Origin of the sequence: Streptosporangium carneum (genome assembly GCF_027922005.1) — a bacterium.
GTDB classification, from domain to species: domain Bacteria; phylum Actinomycetota; class Actinomycetes; order Streptosporangiales; family Streptosporangiaceae; genus Streptosporangium; species Streptosporangium carneum.
Genome location: NZ_BSEV01000014.1, coordinates 140,039 through 157,125, shown reverse-complemented (window position 1 = coordinate 157,125; position 17,087 = coordinate 140,039). Strand labels below are relative to the sequence as shown.

Here is a 17,087-nt window from a genome sequence, read left to right as displayed (position 1 = left end):
AGGGGATGGCCAGGGGAGGCGCTGTGATCGTTGTCGATCGGTCCGAGATGCTCGTCGTCGGCCATGCCGTACGGACATCCAACGCCGACGAGATGGAGCAGGGCCGGGGACGGCTCGGCGCGCTGTGGGCACGGGCGGGAGCTCCCGGGGCCTTCGCCCATGTTCCCGGCAGGGTGGACGAGAACCTCTACGCGGTGCTGACCGACTATGAGAGCGACCACCACGGGTCGTACACGCAGATCGTCGGAGTGGCCGTGCGCAGCGCCGCCGCGCTGCCCGAGGGCATGGTCGCGGTGCGGGTGCCCGCGGTGCCGGCGCTGAAGGTCGAGGCACGGGGGCCCATGCCGGGCGCGCTCCTTGAGGCCTGGCAGCGGCTGTGGAAGCACACCGAGTCCGGCGGCACCCCGCCCCGCGCCTTCACCACCGACCTGGAGATCCACCACCCCGAGGGCGTCGACCTCTACGTCGCGGTCTTCCCCTCGATGCGCTGACCCTCCCCGATCGGCCCGTTCTCCTCCTCGTCCGGAGGAGGGTCGGGGAGCCGCCAGGCGGAGACGATCAGGGGCAGCACGAAGTTGGTCAGGGCCAGTGCGATCGTCAGCTGGAACAGCGCCGAGCCCGGCATGGAGAAGTGACGGTCGTTGGCCACGTTCAGTGCCAACACGGTGACGGCCAGCACGACGATCAGACCGGTCATGGCGCGGTGGGCCAGGGCCACGGCGCGCAGCCGTTCGCCCAGCTGACGCTCGTCCAGGTGGCGCTCGGCCAGCTCGGTGAGCCCGCGGGTGGCGACGTTGAGCAGCGTGACCGCCGGGAAGTAGAGCACCAGTGAGATCGCCAGCAGCGTGAAGTAGACGATCGTGGGGCCGACGTCACCCTTGGGAGCCCAGAACAGGGCGCCGTTGACCCACATGAGCGCTATCGAGACCAGTCCTGCGGAGGCGAGCAGCCGTCGCCTGCGCCGGGTGGCGTACCAGCCGGGCAGCAGGTCGGTGTGCAGCGCCTCGATCCGCCTGCGGTCCCAGCTTTCCCTCAGTGTGCTCATCACTTGACCTCACTGCCCAGTCGCGGGAACGGTTTCAGGGAGAAGACGACCTCGAGGGGAACCTCGAAGTACTCGGCGATGCGCAGGGCGAGGAACAGGCTCGGGCTGTACTCGCCGCGCTCCAGGTAGCCGATGGTCTGGTAGTGGACCCCCAGCGCGGCCGCCAGGTCCTTGCGGGAGACGCCGCGTTCGGCTCGCAGCATCGGGATCCGGTTGTAGACGTCTTCGGTGGGCATCGCGGGTCCTCCGGGCGCTCAGGGGCGCTGAGCGGGGAGACGCCGCTCGCCTGAGCATTGTGCAGTACTCATGCGAATGAATGTAGTACACCTACTACATTCAGCGCCAGACCTACGACAGAAGGCGGCACACCTGTGTCCGGTGTGCCGCCTTCGGAGCGGGTGAACGGTGACGACCGTCAGAGCCGTCAGACGAGAGTCCCGGCCTCGCGCAGCCGGGTCTGAGCCTCGGCGGACAGACCCCACGAGGAGAGGTCGGCCAGCCGGGTCGCGGGGGAGAGATCCTGCTCGGGCACGCCGAGCAGGCGCGGCGCGGGAGCGGGCTGGCGGACGCCGCCGACCTCGACGAATGTGCCGCGCGCCTTGTTGTGCGGGTGGTCGGCCGCCTCGGTCATCTCCAGCACCGGGGAGACGCACGCGTCCGACCCCTCGAAGACCGCCTCCCACTCGGCGCGGGTCCTGGACCCGAACGCCTCGGCCAGCCGTCGCCGCAGTGCGGGCCACTGGGACCTGTCGTCCCGGTCGGGCAGGTCGGAAAGGCCCATCAACGAGACCATCTCCGCCCAGAACCGCGGCTCGAGCGCCCCGACCGCGAGGAACTTTCCGTCGGCGGTCTCGTAGGTGTCGTACATGGGCGCGCCGGTGTCGAGCAGGTTCGTGCCGCGCGCCCCCCATCGGCCGCTCTGGGCTTCGGGGCAGAACATCGCGAACAGCGTCGCGGCCCCGTCGACCATGGCCGCGTCGACCACCCGGCCCACGCCGGTCCGCTCCCGTTCGACGAGCGCGAGCAGCACGCCGTAGGCCAGCATGAGCCCGCCGCCCGCGAAGTCTCCGAGGAGGTTGATCGGCGGGGTCGGCCGCTCGCCCTCGCGCCCCAGCGCCGACAGGACGCCGGAGAGCGCGATGTAGTCGATGTCGTGCCCGGCGGCCGAGGCGAGCGGTCCCTCCTGGCCCCAGCCGGTGATCCGCCCGTAGACGAGGCGGGGGTTGACCGCGTGCAGGTCGGCGGGGCCGATGCCGAGCCGTTCCGCGACCCCGGGGCGGTAGACCTCGATGACCACGTCGGCGCCGCCCGCCAGCTGCTTGAAGGCGGCCACCCCTTCGGGCGACTTCAGGTCCAGGCCGATCGTCCGTTTTCCCCGGTCCATCACCCCGTGCCTCGGCTCGTCCCCGGCCGCGGCGACGGTCGCGGCGCGCTCGACCCGCAGCACCTCGGCGCCGTGGTCGGCCAGCATCATCCCGGCGAACGGCCCTGGGGCCAGGCCCGCCAGCTCCAGCACGCGCACTCCGGCCAGCGGGCCGCTCCTGGTCGCGCGTTCCATCGGCGTCTCCTCGTCGCTGTTTCGGTCGCGTGCCGGCCGCGTTCGGGGCGCCGCGTCGGCCATCGTGGCGGTCGTCGTGGCGGCTGCTGCGTCGGCTGCTGTGTCGGCTCCGTCGTGACACGGTCGCGTCAACCGGATGCTTGGTACGATCTGGTGGCCTTCCCCTCCGGCCAAGTAGAACAACGTTCGGCTTTCTGTGGCAAGGCATCCCTCGGCGGCGCACGAGCCTCCAGGCGATATGGGAAACTTGCGCCCTATTTGAATGGGACTAGGGGTCGCGCGATGACATATCCGCACAGTGAACGGGTGGTCGCTGGGCGTTATCGACTGCTGAGAGAGCTCGGCCGCGGCGGCATGGGTGTGGTGTGGGAGGGATACGACACCCTCCTCGACCGCCCGGTCGCCGTCAAGGAGGTGCTGCTCCCGTCGAACCTCGCCCCCGCCGAGCACGAGCGCCAGCTCGCCCGCACCTCCCGTGAGGCCAGGACCGCCGCCAGGCTCAACCACCGCAACATCGTGGCGGTCTACGACGTCGCCGAACAGGACGGCCGCCCCTGGATCATCATGGAGCTCGTCAGGGCCCGCGGCCTCGACGAGGCGGGGCTGCTGCCGGTGCGGCAGGTCGCCGACATCGGACGCCAGGTGCTGTCGGCCCTCCAGGCGGCCCACGAGGCCGGGATCCTGCACCGCGACGTCAAGCCGAGCAACATCCTTCTCGCCCCCGACGGCAGGGCCGTGCTCACCGACTTCGGCATCGCCACCGTCGAGGGGGACACCTCGCTCACCCAGACCGGCATGGTGACGGGCTCGCCGAGCTTCCTGCCGCCGGAGCGCGCCACGAACGCCGACGCGGGGCCGTGGTCGGACCTGTGGGCGCTCGGCGCCACCCTGTACGCCGCGTTGCTCGGCCACGGCCCCTTCGAGCGCCGCGACGCCATCGCCACCCTCGGCGCGCTCCTCACCGAGGAGCCCGACTTCAGCCGGGTGCCGCCCGCGATGCACGAGGTGCTCTCCGGCCTGCTCCAGCGCGACCCCGGGCGCCGGCTGAGCGCCGAGCAGGCCGACCTGCTGCTGGCCCAGGCGGCCGACGACCCCTCCGGCACCGCGCCGCGCCGTACGGGAAGGCTCCCCACGGGGCAGGCCCCGACCGCGACGATGCCCGCCAGGAGGCGGAGAAAGCGCCAGAGCGGCGGAGGGGGCAAGGTCGCGCTGGTCGTCGCCGCGGTGGTCGTTCTAGCCGGAGGCGGCGCGGCGGCCGTGGCGATGACGAGCTCCGGCGAGACGGCGGCCCCTCCGGCCGCGCAGGAGCGGCAGCCCGACCCGTCGAGCTCCCCGACCGCCGTCGTCGCCACCGCGACGACGAGCCCGGTGAGCGAGTCGCCCTCGCCCAGGGTCACCAGGAGCAGGCCCGCCGAGACCGCGGCGCGGCTGAGGACCTGGCGGGCCAGAGCGCCGGAGAACTGGTCCATCCGCTATCCGGCGAGCTGGAAGGGCGACTGGGCGCCCGAGACCGGATACACCCAGTGGCTGCGCCCCGACGGCATGGCCCACATGTCGGTCGAGGTGCTTCCCGGCCCCCTGGAGAGCCTCGAGACGGTCCAGCGGACCGTCAAGGAGAACGCCGCGCAGTGGAGCGAGATCGGCGCCGACCGCACCACGCGGATTCCCCTCGCCTACGGCACGGGCCTGCAGTGGGAGTTCAACTGGAAGGCGACGGACGTCGGCGGCGTGCCGTGGGCCAGCCCGGGCACGAACTACCACGAGATAAGCAGGTTCATCGCGGTCGGCGACACGGTCATGGTGCTGAGCTGGGCCACCTCCTCCGCCGAGTGGAAGAGCCAGGTCCCCCTGATGAACCAGGTGTTCGCGAGCTTCCAGCCGCGCGGAGGGGAGTGACCCGCCGCCCGGACAGCGCCGGACAGTGCTCAGACGGTGCTCAGACGGTGCCCGGACAGTGCTCAGACGGCGCCCGGGCGGTGCCTGGACAGTGACCCGCCGCGGGCTCGGAACGGGGTCGCCGTAGAGTTTCCACGCGTTTACCGTGTCCCACCTGGCTCCCGGGACATCCGAGATATAACGTGCTAGAGGCGATCTTTACTATGGGAGCCCTGGGGGTGATGTCCTGTGGAACAGATGACACAGATGGCGGCGCACAGACGTGCCGTGGAGCAGATCAGGGACTCCTACGCCGCGATTCCGGACGACTCGGTGCCCCGGCTGGCCAAGGCGACCACGAACCTGTTCCGGTTCAGGGACGGCGCCCAGGGGGCGAAGCTGTCGGCCCGTGACCTCGACCAGGTCATCGAGGTGGATCCGGTCGCCATGACCGCCGAGGTCCAGGGCATGACCACCTACGAGAACCTGGTGGACGCCACGCTCGCCCACGGGCTCATGCCGTACGTCGTGCCGCAGCTGAAGACGATCACGCTGGGCGGTGCGGTGACCGGGCTGGGCATCGAGTCCACCAGCTTCCGCGACGGGCTGCCGCACGAGTCGGTCGAGGAGCTGGAGATCCTCACCGGCGACGGCCGGATCGTCGTGGCGCGCGACGACAACGAGCACCGCGACCTGTTCCGCGCCTTCCCCAACTCCTACGGCACGCTCGGCTACGCGCTGAGGATCCGGATCAAGCTCAAGCGCGTCCAGCCGTACGTCAGGCTGACCCACATCCCGTTCGCCGACGCGGACAAGTGCATGATCGCGATGAAGGAGATCTGCGAGCGCGGCGAGCATGACGGCGAGTCCGTCGACTTCGTGGACGGCACGTTCTTCGGCCCCGGCGAGATGTACGTCACCGTCGGCCGTTTCGCGGACAAGGCCCCCTACCTGTCCGACTACACGGGCATGCGCATCTACTACCGGTCGATCCAGACCAGGACCCGTGACTGGCTGACCGTCCGTGACTACCTCTGGCGCTGGGACACCGACTGGTTCTGGTGCTCGCGGGCCTTCGGCGTGCAGGAGCCGCTGGTGCGCTCGCTGATGCCGCGCAAGTGGATGCGCTCCGACGTCTACCGCAGGCTCGTCGGCCTCGACCGGAAGTACGGCGTGGTCGCCCGGGTCGACCGCTGGCGGGGCAGGCCCCTGCAGGAGTCGGTCATCCAGGACGTCGAGGTGCCCGTCGAGCGCGGCGCCGAGTTCCTGGAGTTCTTCCACGACAAGGTCGGCATGGAGCCGGTGTGGATGTGCCCGCTGAAGGCCTCGGGCGAGTGGCCGCTCTATCCCCTCGAGCCGGAGCGTCTCTATGTCAACTTTGGCTTCTGGGGTACGGTTCCGTTGCCCAGAGGTCAGTTCGACGGCTACTACAACCGCCTCATCGAACGCCGGGTGCACGAACTTGACGGGCACAAGTCGCTGTACTCCACGTCGTTCTACCCCAAGGACGAGTTCTGGCAGTTCTATAACGGAACGGCCTACTGGCCGGTAAAGCGGGCATACGATGCGGGTGGCCGATTGCTCGACCTCTACGACAAGTGTGTACGGGGGCGTTAGGAGGTTGAATCTGTGAGGCTCGCAGAGATCTTCGAGATGGTCGTCGGCTCAGGGGCTGGGATCCGTTTCAGTGCCTACGACGGCAGCAAGGCAGGCCCTGACGGTGCGGACATCGGCATCGAGGTCAAATCCCCGGCCGCGGTGGCCTATCTCGCCCAGGCCCCGGGCGAGCTCGGCCTCGCCAGGGCCTACATCTCAGGACACATCAATGTCGACGGGGACATGTACTCCCTCCTGTCGCGGATGTGGTCGCTCACCATCAACGACATCACCACCGCTCAGAAGATCGGCGCGGTGCGCGCGCTCGGCGTCAAGCCCCTGATGATGCGGGTGCAGCCTCCTCCCCAGGAGGTGCGGCGCAGCGTGCTGGCCAAGATGGGCAGCAGGCACGCCAAGCAGCGTGACGCCGAGGCGATCCACCACCACTACGACGTGTCCAACAAGTTCTACTCCTGGGTGCTCGGCCCGTCCATGGCCTACACCTGTGCGGTCTTCCCCACCGAGCAGTCCACGCTGGAGGAGGCGCAGCACACCAAGTTCGACCTGGTGGCCAGGAAGCTGGGCCTGAAGCCGGGGATGCGCCTGCTGGACGTGGGCTGCGGCTGGGGCGGGATGGTCATCCACGCCGCCCGTGAGTACGGCGTGAAGGCACTGGGAGTCACGCTGTCGCGTCAGCAGGCCGAGTGGGCGCAGAAGGCCATCGCGGAGGCGGGGCTCGGCGACCTGGCGGAGGTCCGTCACATGGACTACCGGGACGTCAAGGAGAGCGGGTTCGACGCCGTCAGCTCGATCGGCCTGACCGAGCACATCGGCAAGGACCAGCTCCCGTTCTACTTCAAGTTCCTGTACGACAAGCTGGTGCCGGGCGGGCGCATCCTCAACCACTGCATCACCAGGCCGACCGGCACGGAGAAGACCCTCAACGCGGGCGGCTTCATCAACCGCTACGTCTTCCCCGACGGGGAGCTCGAGTCGGTCGGCTACCTCGTCCGCCAGATGGAGGACACCGGCTTCGAGATCCGCCACGAGGAGAACCTGCGCGAGCACTACGCGCAGACCCTCCGCTACTGGTGCGCCAACCTCGACGACCACTGGGACGAGGCGGTCGAGGAGGTCGGGCAGGGCACGGCCAGGGTGTGGCGGCTCTACATGGCGGGCTGTGTGGTCGGCTTCGAGCGCAACAAGATCCAGCTTCACCAGGTCCTCGGGGTGAAACTCGACGCCCAGGGCGAGGCCCACGTGCCGCTCCGTCCCTCCCTCGACTGGCCCTGACGCGCGGCCCCGGCCCCGAAAGGCTCGCGTCGGCGACGCCGGATTCCAGGGCCCTTCGGGGATCGTCCGCCGGGGGCGGGCGGTTGAGAGTTCGGCTGGACGCCCGGCCGGGGAGACCCGGCTGGGCGTCTGGCGTCAACGGCCGTTCGCGGTGACCGCCCCGGTCGCCGTCGCCGACGGCCGTGCCCCGGCTTTTCCCGAACCGCTTTCGAGAACGGTCTTCGCGGCGGTATCCAGTTGTCGTGGGAAAGCGCGGCGGCCTCTCCTGGCCCCTACCTCAGCTCGCGCTTGAGGATCTTGCCGGTGGCCGTCATCGGGAGAGCGTCACGGAACTCGACGAGGCGCGGATACTTGTAGGCCGCCATGTTCTCCTTCGACCAGGCGACCAGGTCCTCCTCGGTGAGCTCCGCCCCCTGGACGCGGATGACGTAGGCCTTGACCTCCTCGCCGTGCGAGTCGTTGGGGACGCCGACCACCGCGGCGAGGGAGACCTCGGGATGGGTCATCAGGACCTCCTCGAGTTCGCGCGGGTAGACGTTGAAACCGCCCCTGATGATCATGTCCTTGGCTCGGTCGATGATCGTGTAGTAGCCGTCGGCGTCGCGTACCGCGATGTCGCCGGTGCGGAACCAGCCGTCGTTCATGGCCTCCGCGGTCGCCTCGGGACGGTTGTAGTAGCCCTTCATCACGTTGTGGCCGCGGATCGCGATCTCCCCGGGCTCGTCGCCCTCGACCGTCTTCCAGTCCCCGTCGATCAGCCTCATCTCCACGCCCCAGATCGGCGTGCCGATGGTGCCGGGCTTGGTCGGCCTGCCGAGCTGGTTGAAGCTGGCCACGGGAGAGGTCTCCGACAGGCCGTAGCCCTCCAGGATGCCGATGCCGAAGGTGTCCTCGAAGTCCCTGAGCACCTCGGCGGGCAGCGAGGCCCCACCGGAGACCGGGACCTTCAACGAGGTGGGCACCTCGTCGCCGTCGGTGTGGATCTTCGTCAGCATGGCCCAGTACATCGTCGGCACGCCCGCGAACAGCGTGACGCCCTCCGTGCGCATCAGCTCCAGGGCCGGGCCCGGCTCGAAGCGCGGCATGAGCACCACGGTGGCCCGGCGCCGGAAGCCCAGGTTCATCACGGTGGTCTGGCCGAAGGAGTGGAACAGCGGCAGCGCGGCCAGGAAGGCGTCGCCCCCCTCGGAGCGCGGGAACATCTCGTCGGAGACCATGGCGTTGAGCAGCATGTTCTGGTGGCTCAGCTCGGCGCCCTTCGGCTGGCCCGTGGTGCCGCTGGTGTAGAGGATCACCGCCGTGTCGTCCGGCGCGGTCTGCACGGTCTGGAACTCGCCGGACACGCCGTCCAGCGCCGCCCACAGGGTCTCGCCGTACTCGGACTCGGTGGCGAAGGCGGTGGCGGGGAGCACGAAGAAGTGCTCCGTCGCCGTCGCCTCCTCGAAGCCCGCCCTGCCGCGCTCGCCCAGCGGCAGCTCGGGGGTGCCCTCGAAGCAGAAGAAGGCCTTGGCCTCGGAGTCCTGGAGGTGGTAGGCGATCTCCCTGGACTGCAACAGCACGTTGAGCGGCACGACCGTGGCGCCCGTCTTGAGGATGCCGTAGTAGGCGAAGGGGAAGTAGGGGAGGTTCGGGCAGGCCAGTGCGACCTTGTCCCCCTTGCCGACGCCTCTGGAGACCAGCAGGTTGGCGACCTGGTTGGCGATGGTGTCGACCAGGGAGTACGGCAGCCGCAGGTCGCCGAAGACGAGTGCGACGCGGTCGGGCTGCTGACGGGCGCTGTCCTCCAGGACGATCGACAGATTGAGCATGGGCGTCCTCCTCCGAGCAGGCTCTAACCCGTCTCATCTTTTCAGGCCGAGATACCTACCGGTAGGTAACAGCGATTACGAATTGACGCGTAAAACCACTCGGGGTAAGCAGATGAGAGCCCGCTTACCGGGGGGAGGCGGTCGTCCGTTCGTGCGACGAAGGGGCAGTGGGCACGTGGAGTACGACTATGTGATCGTAGGGGCGGGATCCGCGGGGTGCGTGCTGGCCAACCGGCTGTCCGCCGACCCCGCGACGACGGTGGCCCTGATCGAGGCGGGGGGCGCGGCCGACAGGCTGGAGGTCCGGATGCCGGCCGGGTTCGCCAAGCTCTTCAAGACCAGCTGCGACTGGGGCTTCACCACCGTCGAACAGTCAGGCCTCTCCGGCAGGCGGCTCTACTGGCCGCGCGGCCGGATGCTCGGCGGCTCCTCGTCGATGAACGCCCAGATGTGGGTGCGGGGCCACCGGGCCGACTACGACGGGTGGGAGGTGCCCGGCTGGTCGTACGACGAGGTCCTGCCGTACTTCCGCAGGGCCGAGCGCCGTGTCGGCTCCAACCACGGTGACGTGTACGGCACGGCGGGGCCGATCCGCATCTCCGAACTGCGCAGCCCCAACCCGATGACCGCGGTGTTCCTGCGGGCCTGTGAGGAGCTCGGGCTGAACCGCCTCGACGAGCTGAACGGCCCCTCGAACGAGGGCTGTTCCCAGACCCCCGTCACCCAGGACAGGGGCCGCCGCTGCAGCTCCGCCGACGCCTACCTGAAACCCGCGGCGAGAAGGCCCAACCTCGCGGTGCTGACCTCCTGCCACGTGCGCAGGGTGGTGATCGAGGACGGGCGCGCGACCGGGGTGGAGTACGGCCAGGCGGCCACCGGAGGCGACGGGCGAGGCGGGAGCGCCGGGAGCCAGGGGAACGGCGGCGGCACGATCGTGCGGGCGCGCAGGGAGGTCGTCCTGGCGGCGGGGGCGATCGGCTCGCCGCACCTGCTGATGCTGTCCGGCGTCGGCGCGGCCGACGAACTGCTCGCTCAGGGGATCGAGCCCGTCCACGACCTTCCCCAGGTCGGCGCCAACCTCCAGGACCACCTGGCCTCGGGCGTCATCCTGCACTGCCCCAGGCCGGTCACGCTCGCGGGCGCCGAGTCGGTCGGCAACCTGCTGCGCTTCCTGGTCGGCCGGAGCGGCATGCTCACCTCGAACGTCGGCGAGGCGGTGGCCTTCATCAGGACGTCAGCGGGGGAGCCCGCCCCCGACATCGAGCTGATCTTCGCCCCCGGCCCCTTCATCGACCACGGCCTCACCCCGCCGCCCGGTCACGGCCTGACCATCGCCTCGATCCTCCTGCGTCCCGAGAGCAGGGGCCGTGTCTTCCTCGAAGGCCGTGACGTGGTGATCGACCCCGCGTACCTGACGGCGGAGGCGGACGTCAGAAGGCAGGTCGCCGGGCTGAGGAAGGCCAAGGAGCTGTTCGCGACCGCGGCGCTCCTGCCGTTCGCCGGGCCGCCGATGAACCCCTACTGGGGCGCGGAGAGCGACGAGGAGCTCGTCCGCTGGATCCGCGAGCGCAGCGAGACCCTCTACCACCCGGTCGGAACCTGCCGGATGGGCGAGGACGCCGACGCGGTCGTCGATCCGGAGCTGAGGGTGCGCGGCGTCGAGGCGCTCCGCGTCGCCGACGCCTCGATCATGCCGGTCATCAACCGGGGCCACACCCACGCCCCCACCGTCATGATCGCCGAAAGGGCGGCCGACCTCGTCGCCGGAGCCCCGTGAGGCGACCCGCCGCAGCGCCTGTCGCAGCGCCTGTCGCAGTGCCCGCCGGACCGTCCGCCGCAGTGCCCGCCGCAGGCCCGTCACAGTGCCCGCCGTAGTGCCCGTTACAGTGCCCGCCGGACCGTCCGCCGCGTGTCCGGCGGGCGGGGCCACTGTTCCCGCCGCGTGACGATTTCCGATCCGCGAGGCGCTCTGAGGGAAATCCTGGCCTCCTCGCCGCCAAGCCGGTGTTAGGTTCCGCCCATGGGGAGCGGGCAGGACGCTCTCTCCAGCTGGATTGACCTCGCGAAATGGGTGACCTCGTCCTGAATTGGTGGGGGCGAAAGGTCGTGGCAGGATCGGCAAGCCGAATGCGATTCTATTGGGGGCTGGTGTGACTGTTTCGCTGGCGGACATCGACCTTTCGGACGTCGCCTTCTGGGAGCGGCCGATGGCCGAGCGGGAGGAGGCCTTCGCGCTGCTGCGCGCCCAGCCTGCCCCGGTCAGGTTCGCCGAGCCGGACATCAGCTTCGCCCTTCCCGGCGGAACGGGCTACTACGCCCTGGTCCGGCACGCCGACATCGTCGAGGCCAGCCGCAACCCGGAGATCTTCTCCTCGGGGCGCGGCGCCACCGCCATCCACGACCTGGGGCCGGAGTTCGGTGAGTACTTCGGGTCGATGATCAACATGGACGATCCCCGGCACGCCAGGCTCCGCAGGATCGTCTCCCGGGCGTTCACCCCCAGGATGATCGGGCGGTTCGAGGACGACGTGCGGAAGGAGGCGGGCCGGATCGTGGACGACCTGATCGTCAAGGGGCCCGGCTGCGACTTCGTCACCGAGGTGGCCACCAAGCTTCCCTTGAAGATCATCTGCGACATGATGGGCATCGGCGCCGAGCACTACCAGACGGTGTTCGACGCCTCCAACATCATCCTGTCCGGCGGCGATCCGGAGTTCATCGAGGACGTCAGCCGCGCCGCGGAGCTGCTCCTCGGCGCGGGCCAGCGGCTGCAGGACCTCGTCGTCTCCCTGGCCGCGGAGGGCGGCGACAACCTCATCACCTCTCTGACCAGCGCCAACATCGACGGCGAGAAGCTGACGATGCAGGAGCTCGGCTCGTTCTTCATCCTGCTGGTCGTCGCGGGTAACGAGACCACGCGCAACGCCATCTCGCACGGCCTGCAGCTGTTCACCGACAACCCCGACCAGCGCGCGCTGCTCCTGGAGGACCTCGAGGGACGCCTGCCCGGGGCGGTCGAGGAGATCGTCCGCCTGGCCTCGCCGGTGGCCTGGATGCGCCGCACCCTCACCCGCGACCACGAGATGAACGGCCACCCCTACCGCAAGGGCGACAAGGTGCTGCTCTACTACTGGGCGGCCAACCGTGACGAGAGCGTCTTCGCCGACCCCTACCGCTTCGACATCCGGCGTGCGGGAGGGGCCCACGTGGCCTTCGGCGGCCCGGGGCCGCACTTCTGCCTGGGCGCCCACCTGGCCCGCCGCGAGATCGTCGTGATGTTCCGCGAGCTGTTCACCCGGCTTCCGCAGATCCGCTCCATCGGCGAGCCCGTCCGCCTGCGCTCCAGCTTCATCAACGGCATCAAACGCCTCGAATGCGACTTCTGAGTCGCTCATTGACGTAAGTGGTCGCTTGCGAAAATGATTGACGGTATGAGCGTGACGCCTGCCGGGCGGAAGACGATCACCTCCGCCGCCGACTTCGACCTGTCGGACTACGACTTCTGGGCCAGGCCCGTGCGAGAGCGGGAGCACGCCTTTCAGTTGCTGCGCGGCCTGGACCGCCCCGCCTTCTACGAGGAGATGGAGGTCTCCTTCGCGCCGAAGGGGCCCGGCTACTACGCGCTGGTCAAGCACGCCGACATCCTGGAGGCGAGCCGCAACCCCGAGGTGTTCTGCTCGGGCGGCGGCGGGGCGACCAACATCCCGGACATGCCTCCGGAGTTCACCGAGTACTTCGGATCGATGATCAACATGGACGACCCCCGGCACGCCAGGCTCCGCAGGATCGTCTCCCGGGCGTTCACCCCCAGGATGATCGGGCAGTTCGAAGCCGACGTCGAGACGGCCGCCGCGCGTATCGTGGACGACCTGATCGCCAAGGGGCCCGGCTGCGACTTCGTCACCGAGGTCGCGGCCAGGCTCCCCCTGAAGATCATCTGCGACATGATGGGAATCCCGGAGAAGGACTACGGCTTCGTCTTCGACCGGTCCAACCTGATCCTCGGCGGCTTCGACCCCGAGTACGGCGGCGGCGACATGAACACCGCCGCGGAGAAGCTGCTGACCGCCGGGATGGACCTGCAGCGACTCGTCCAGGACCTCGCCGCCCACCGCGCCGAGCACCCCACGGGCGATCTCATCTCGTCGCTGGTCAACGCCAACATCGACGGCGAGAGGCTGACCGCTCAGGAGCTCGGCTCGTTCTTCATCCTGCTGGTCGTGGCGGGCAACGAGACGACGCGCAACGCCATCTCGCACGGCCTGCACCTGCTCACCCGCAACCCCGACCAGCGCGCGCTGCTCCTGGCCGACCTCGAGGAGGGGCTGCCGGGGGCGGTCGAGGAGATCGTCCGCCTGGCCTCCCCGGTGAACTTCATGCGCCGCAAGGTCACCAGGGACCACGAGATGAACGGCCAGCTCTACCGGGAGGGTCAGAAGGTCGTCCTGTACTACTGGGCCGCCAACCGCGACGAGAGCGTCTTCGCCGACCCGCTGCGCTTCGACGTCACCCGCAGCCCCAACCCCCACGTCGGGTACGGCGGGCCGGGGCCGCACTTCTGCCTGGGCGCCCATCTGGCCCGCCGTGAGATCACCGTGATGTTCCGCGAGCTGCTCCGCCGCCTCCCACGGATCGAGGGCGGCAGGCCGGAGCGGCTCTACTCCAGCTTCATCAACGGCGTCAAGCACATGGCCTGCGAGTTCTGACGCCGCTCTCCGAGGCCGCCTCCGAAGGTCAGGAGGCCACGGCCTGGATCGACTTGAAGACGGTGTTGATGTCCGGCAGCAGTTCCTTCTTGCTGTCGGGCACCGACATGTAGACGACAGAGGGCAGGTCGGCGCCGGTGCTCACAACTGCCACGACCATGGTGGTCTTCGAGTCGCCGGTGGTGATCTCATAGGCGGCCAGCTGTCCCGGCAGGCCGTTGACGGACAACGTCTGCTGGGCGGTCTTGCGAGCGCTGTTGTCCTCGGGGAAGAACTTCTTGCGCGCGCCGGAGGCCACCGCGTTGATCACCGGAGCGAGGTTCTCCGGCGAGGTGTACTTGTCCTTCAGCCGCGGCGAGAGCGCGCCCGACATCAGCTGGGCGAACTGCGCCCTGCCCGCCGAGTCGGTGCCCGCAGGGACGTACTGGCGGGTGGTGAAGCCGTAGACCGTGGGCACGGTCCGCCGCTGGTCCTGCCGCCACGGGCCGCCGAGCCGTGACACGCTGATCGCCGCGGCCTGGTCGGGGAGGGTGCCCGCGACCGGCGACGCCTTGCCGGGGAAGCGCGGCAGGCGGCCGATCGTCTGAGGCTTGGCCGTGGGCTTCTTGGTGGCGGAGGGCTTGGTCTGCGGAGCGGGGTCCTCCTCCTTGGTCGCGGCCAGCGGGCCGGCCATGAACGCCCAGAGCAGCGCGCCGACCAGCGCGATCACCACCGAGCCGACGAGCGCGAAGACCCAGACCGGCCTGCCCTGCCCCTCAAGCTCGTCCTCGTCGCCCATGGCCTGGTAGTTGTCGCCGAAGACCGTGTCCCACAGCTCCTGCTGACGCTCGGGCGGCGGGGTCTTCGGGCCGCTGATCTGGCCCGCGGTGACGAAGCGCCTGTTGGGATCGGACGGGTCCTGGCTCAGGTGGTGCCCTGGCTGTCCCTGGAGCGGTTGCCCCGGCGCCCCCGGATGCCCGGGCTGGGCCTGCGGCGGCTGCCCGGGCTGTCCCGGCAGGGGCTGGTAGCCGGGACCGAGCGGCTGGCCCTGCGGCGCGTGCGCGCCGTCAGCCGGGTGCTGTGCGCCGAGCGGGTTCTGCGCGGGATGCGCGACGGGCTGGGAGGCGGGGGGAGCGTCGGTCGCGGACGCCAGGGCCCACACCGCCGGGTTGTTCGGCACGCCGAAGCCGGCGGCGCCGTCGCCGGGGGAGGCCCCGCCGCCCTGGGGGACGCCGTTCCCTGCGGCCTGCCCGAAGGGGTCACCCTGAGGCTGGGCCGTGGTGTTCGCCCAGGCGGGGGAGGTCAGCGGGCTCTGGGCCTCCGCGGGGTTCGCGGGTGGCCAGACGGGGTTGTCCGTCGAGGCGGCGGGCGGCCACACGGCGTTGTCCGCCGGGGTGGCGGAGGGCCATCCCGCGTTCGGGTTGCTCAGGCCGTTCCCGGTGTTCGCGGCGGGGGACGCGGGCGGCCACGCGCCGCCGTCCGAGGAGGAGCCCGAGGAGGAGGCGGGCGGCCATCCGGAGTTCTCCGCGGGGTTCGCGGGGGGCCAGACGGGGTTGTCCGTCGAGGCGGCGGGAGGCCACACGGCGTTGTCCGCCGGGGTGGCGGAGGGCCATCCGGCGTTCGGGTCGCTCGCGCCGTTCGCGGCGGGGTTGGCGGGCGGCCACGCGCTGTCGGTCTGCGCGCTCGACGGCCAGGTGGCCTCCGGCTGCGCGGCCGACGGCCACACGGCGTTGTCGGTCCGGGCGACCGGCTCCCACGCTCCGCTTTCCGCGATCGCGGCGGAGAGCGAGGCTCCCGGCTCTCTCGGCGGCAACGGCTGCCAGCCCTCGACGTCCGTCGGCGCGGCGTCCTGCGGCCGGGTCTCCCGCTCGCCGGGCGGAGTGTTCTCCCGCTCGCCGGGCAGAGCGGAGTCCTGCCGGAGCTCGTCCTTCGGCATGGGGGTGAAGGCCTGGTCCCAGCTGCCGGTGGCCCAGGACGTGCGTGCCCGGTCGTTGTCCGGCTGGGGAGCGCCTGCCTGCTCCCAACCGGTGGCGGGTTGCGTCGCGCCCGCCTGCTCCCAGCCGCCGGCCTGGGGGTTGCTCGCCTGGTCCCAGCCGTTGCCGGAGGGGGCCTGCGGGGAGTCGGGGAGGGAGGAGGCCTGGGAGAAGCCGCCGCCCTGCTCGGGGGCGCCCGACCTGTCCTGGCCCTCACCCGGCAGGGAAGCGCCCGCCTGCTCCCAGCCGCCCGGCTGAGGAGTGCTCGCCTGGCTCCAGCCGTTCTCCTGCTGGGATGTGTTCGCCTGGTCCCAGCCGTTGGCGGGTTGCGTCGCGCCCGCCTGCTCCCAGCCGCCGGTCTGGGGGGTGCTCGCCTGGTCCCAGCCGGTCTGGGGGTTGCTCGCCTGCTCCCAGCCGTTGCCCGGCTGGGGGGCGGCGGTCTGGTCCCAGCCGTTGGCGGGCTGTGTCGCGCCCGCCTGCTCCCGGCCGGTCGGCTGGGGGGTGCTCGCCTGGTCCCAGCCGGTCTGGGGGTTGCTCGCCTGCTCCCAGCCGTTGCCCGGCTGGGGGGCGGCGGTCTGGTCCCAGCCGTTGGCGGGCTGTGTCGCGCCCGCCTGCTCCCGACCGGTCGGCTGGGGGGTGCTCGCCTGGTCCCAGCCGGTCTGGGGGTTGCTCGCCTGGTCCCAGCCGTTGCCCGGAGAGGTCCGGGCGGAGCCGGAGGACGCCTGCGGAGAGCCGTTGGCCCGCTGGGGCTCGTCCTGGGGGAGAGGAAGCCGGGGACTGGTGCCAAGGGAGTCGTTCGCCCACGACGGAGTCGACTCCGCCGTGTCCGGCCATGCCGGAGGCAGGTGTGACTGGCTGGACTGCTCCGAGGCCATGGCTTCCTTACCTCCTGCACGGGTGCCCGAATTATGGGTATTGGGCATGGTCTCACGGGTGCCAGGGGCGTTCGCAGGGAAACCGGAGAACGCCCCCCTGAACTGGAGTCCTGTGGGGTCGGTTGGCGGATCCTGCATCGGCAGGCCGACCTCCGAGGGATCCGGGCCCTGCCCCGGCTCGACTGAGTGTGCCACGGTGAGAAGAGTAAACTGACGGGACATGCGAGGTCACAACGGATGTGTCCTCATCGCGTCTCGGCCAGTCCAGACATGCGAGCGTCCCCATTGTGCTGAACTGCCGGGCCCGGTGTCTCCCGTTTGCCGCGATCGGGTTTGTTTTCCCAGGCCACGAATACGACTTGCGGGCTGCGATAGTCTT

General features: G+C 70.3%; 12 protein-coding genes. 7 read left to right on the top strand and 5 right to left on the bottom strand.

Going from position 1 to position 17,087, the window contains the following annotated elements:
* The first annotated feature begins 23 nt into the window (after positions 1 to 23).
* Positions 24 to 491 (top strand): GyrI-like domain-containing protein, encoded by a 468-nt coding sequence (locus PKF00_RS27100; RefSeq protein WP_271220460.1) that lies wholly within the window; start codon positions 24 to 26, stop codon positions 489 to 491.
* Here PKF00_RS27100 and PKF00_RS27095 read toward each other — a convergent pair.
* The 3 genes from PKF00_RS27095 to PKF00_RS27085 all read right to left on the bottom strand — a co-directional run bounded on the left by PKF00_RS27095 (position 461) and on the right by PKF00_RS27085 (position 2,603).
* Positions 461 to 1,045 (bottom strand): hypothetical protein, encoded by a 585-nt coding sequence (locus tag PKF00_RS27095; protein ID WP_271220459.1) that lies wholly within the window; start codon positions 1,043 to 1,045, stop codon positions 461 to 463. The two genes, PKF00_RS27100 and PKF00_RS27095, sit on opposite strands and share 31 nt — an antisense overlap.
* Positions 1,045 to 1,281 (bottom strand): helix-turn-helix transcriptional regulator, encoded by a 237-nt coding sequence (locus PKF00_RS27090; RefSeq protein WP_271220458.1) that lies wholly within the window; start codon positions 1,279 to 1,281, stop codon positions 1,045 to 1,047. The genes PKF00_RS27095 and PKF00_RS27090 overlap by 1 nt, the downstream gene beginning before the upstream one ends.
* Before the next feature lie 188 nt (positions 1,282 to 1,469).
* Complete coding sequence (locus PKF00_RS27085; protein WP_271220457.1) at positions 1,470 to 2,603, bottom strand: CaiB/BaiF CoA transferase family protein; 1,134 nt, start codon at positions 2,601 to 2,603, stop codon at positions 1,470 to 1,472.
* A 282-nt stretch (positions 2,604 to 2,885) separates the two neighbouring features.
* On the opposite strand from PKF00_RS27085, the gene PKF00_RS27080 reads away from it, so the two are divergent.
* The 3 genes from PKF00_RS27080 (at position 2,886) to PKF00_RS27070 (ending at position 7,367) form a co-directional block, all read left to right on the top strand.
* On the top strand, positions 2,886 to 4,499 hold the full coding sequence (locus PKF00_RS27080; protein ID WP_271220456.1) for a serine/threonine-protein kinase: 1,614 nt from the start codon (positions 2,886 to 2,888) through the stop codon (positions 4,497 to 4,499).
* A gap of 237 nt (positions 4,500 to 4,736) precedes the next feature.
* A complete protein-coding gene (locus tag PKF00_RS27075) occupies positions 4,737 to 6,095 on the top strand; it encodes an FAD-binding oxidoreductase (RefSeq protein ID WP_271220515.1) in 1,359 nt (452 codons plus the stop codon).
* A 12-nt stretch (positions 6,096 to 6,107) separates the two neighbouring features.
* Positions 6,108 to 7,367 (top strand): class I SAM-dependent methyltransferase, encoded by a 1,260-nt coding sequence (locus PKF00_RS27070; RefSeq protein ID WP_271220455.1) that lies wholly within the window; start codon positions 6,108 to 6,110, stop codon positions 7,365 to 7,367.
* Between the two features lie 272 nt (positions 7,368 to 7,639).
* On the opposite strand, the gene PKF00_RS27065 is transcribed toward PKF00_RS27070, so the two are convergent.
* Positions 7,640 to 9,175 carry a long-chain-fatty-acid--CoA ligase gene (locus PKF00_RS27065; RefSeq protein WP_271220454.1) on the bottom strand — a complete coding sequence of 512 codons (1,536 nt, stop codon included), beginning with the start codon at positions 9,173 to 9,175 and terminating at the stop codon, positions 7,640 to 7,642.
* A 175-nt stretch (positions 9,176 to 9,350) separates the two neighbouring features.
* Between PKF00_RS27065 and PKF00_RS27060 the strand changes: the two genes are divergently transcribed.
* From PKF00_RS27060 to PKF00_RS27050, 3 genes are all read left to right on the top strand, one after another.
* Positions 9,351 to 10,952: a GMC family oxidoreductase gene (locus PKF00_RS27060; RefSeq protein ID WP_271220453.1), complete on the top strand. Its 1,602-nt coding sequence runs from the start codon at positions 9,351 to 9,353 to the stop codon at positions 10,950 to 10,952.
* 373 nt (positions 10,953 to 11,325) lie between these two features.
* Entirely contained in the window at positions 11,326 to 12,561 is a 1,236-nt protein-coding gene (locus tag PKF00_RS27055; RefSeq protein WP_425582141.1) for a cytochrome P450, read from the top strand.
* 45 nt (positions 12,562 to 12,606) lie between these two features.
* On the top strand, positions 12,607 to 13,881 hold the full coding sequence (locus PKF00_RS27050) for a cytochrome P450 (protein ID WP_271220452.1): 1,275 nt from the start codon (positions 12,607 to 12,609) through the stop codon (positions 13,879 to 13,881).
* Between the two features lie 28 nt (positions 13,882 to 13,909).
* Here the strand turns inward: PKF00_RS27050 and PKF00_RS27045 are convergent, their stop codons facing one another.
* The gene (locus PKF00_RS27045; RefSeq protein ID WP_271220451.1) at positions 13,910 to 16,708 is read right to left on the bottom strand and encodes a hypothetical protein; all 2,799 of its coding nucleotides are present in this window, start codon (positions 16,706 to 16,708) and stop codon (positions 13,910 to 13,912) included.
* Positions 16,709 to 17,087 lie beyond the last annotated feature (379 nt).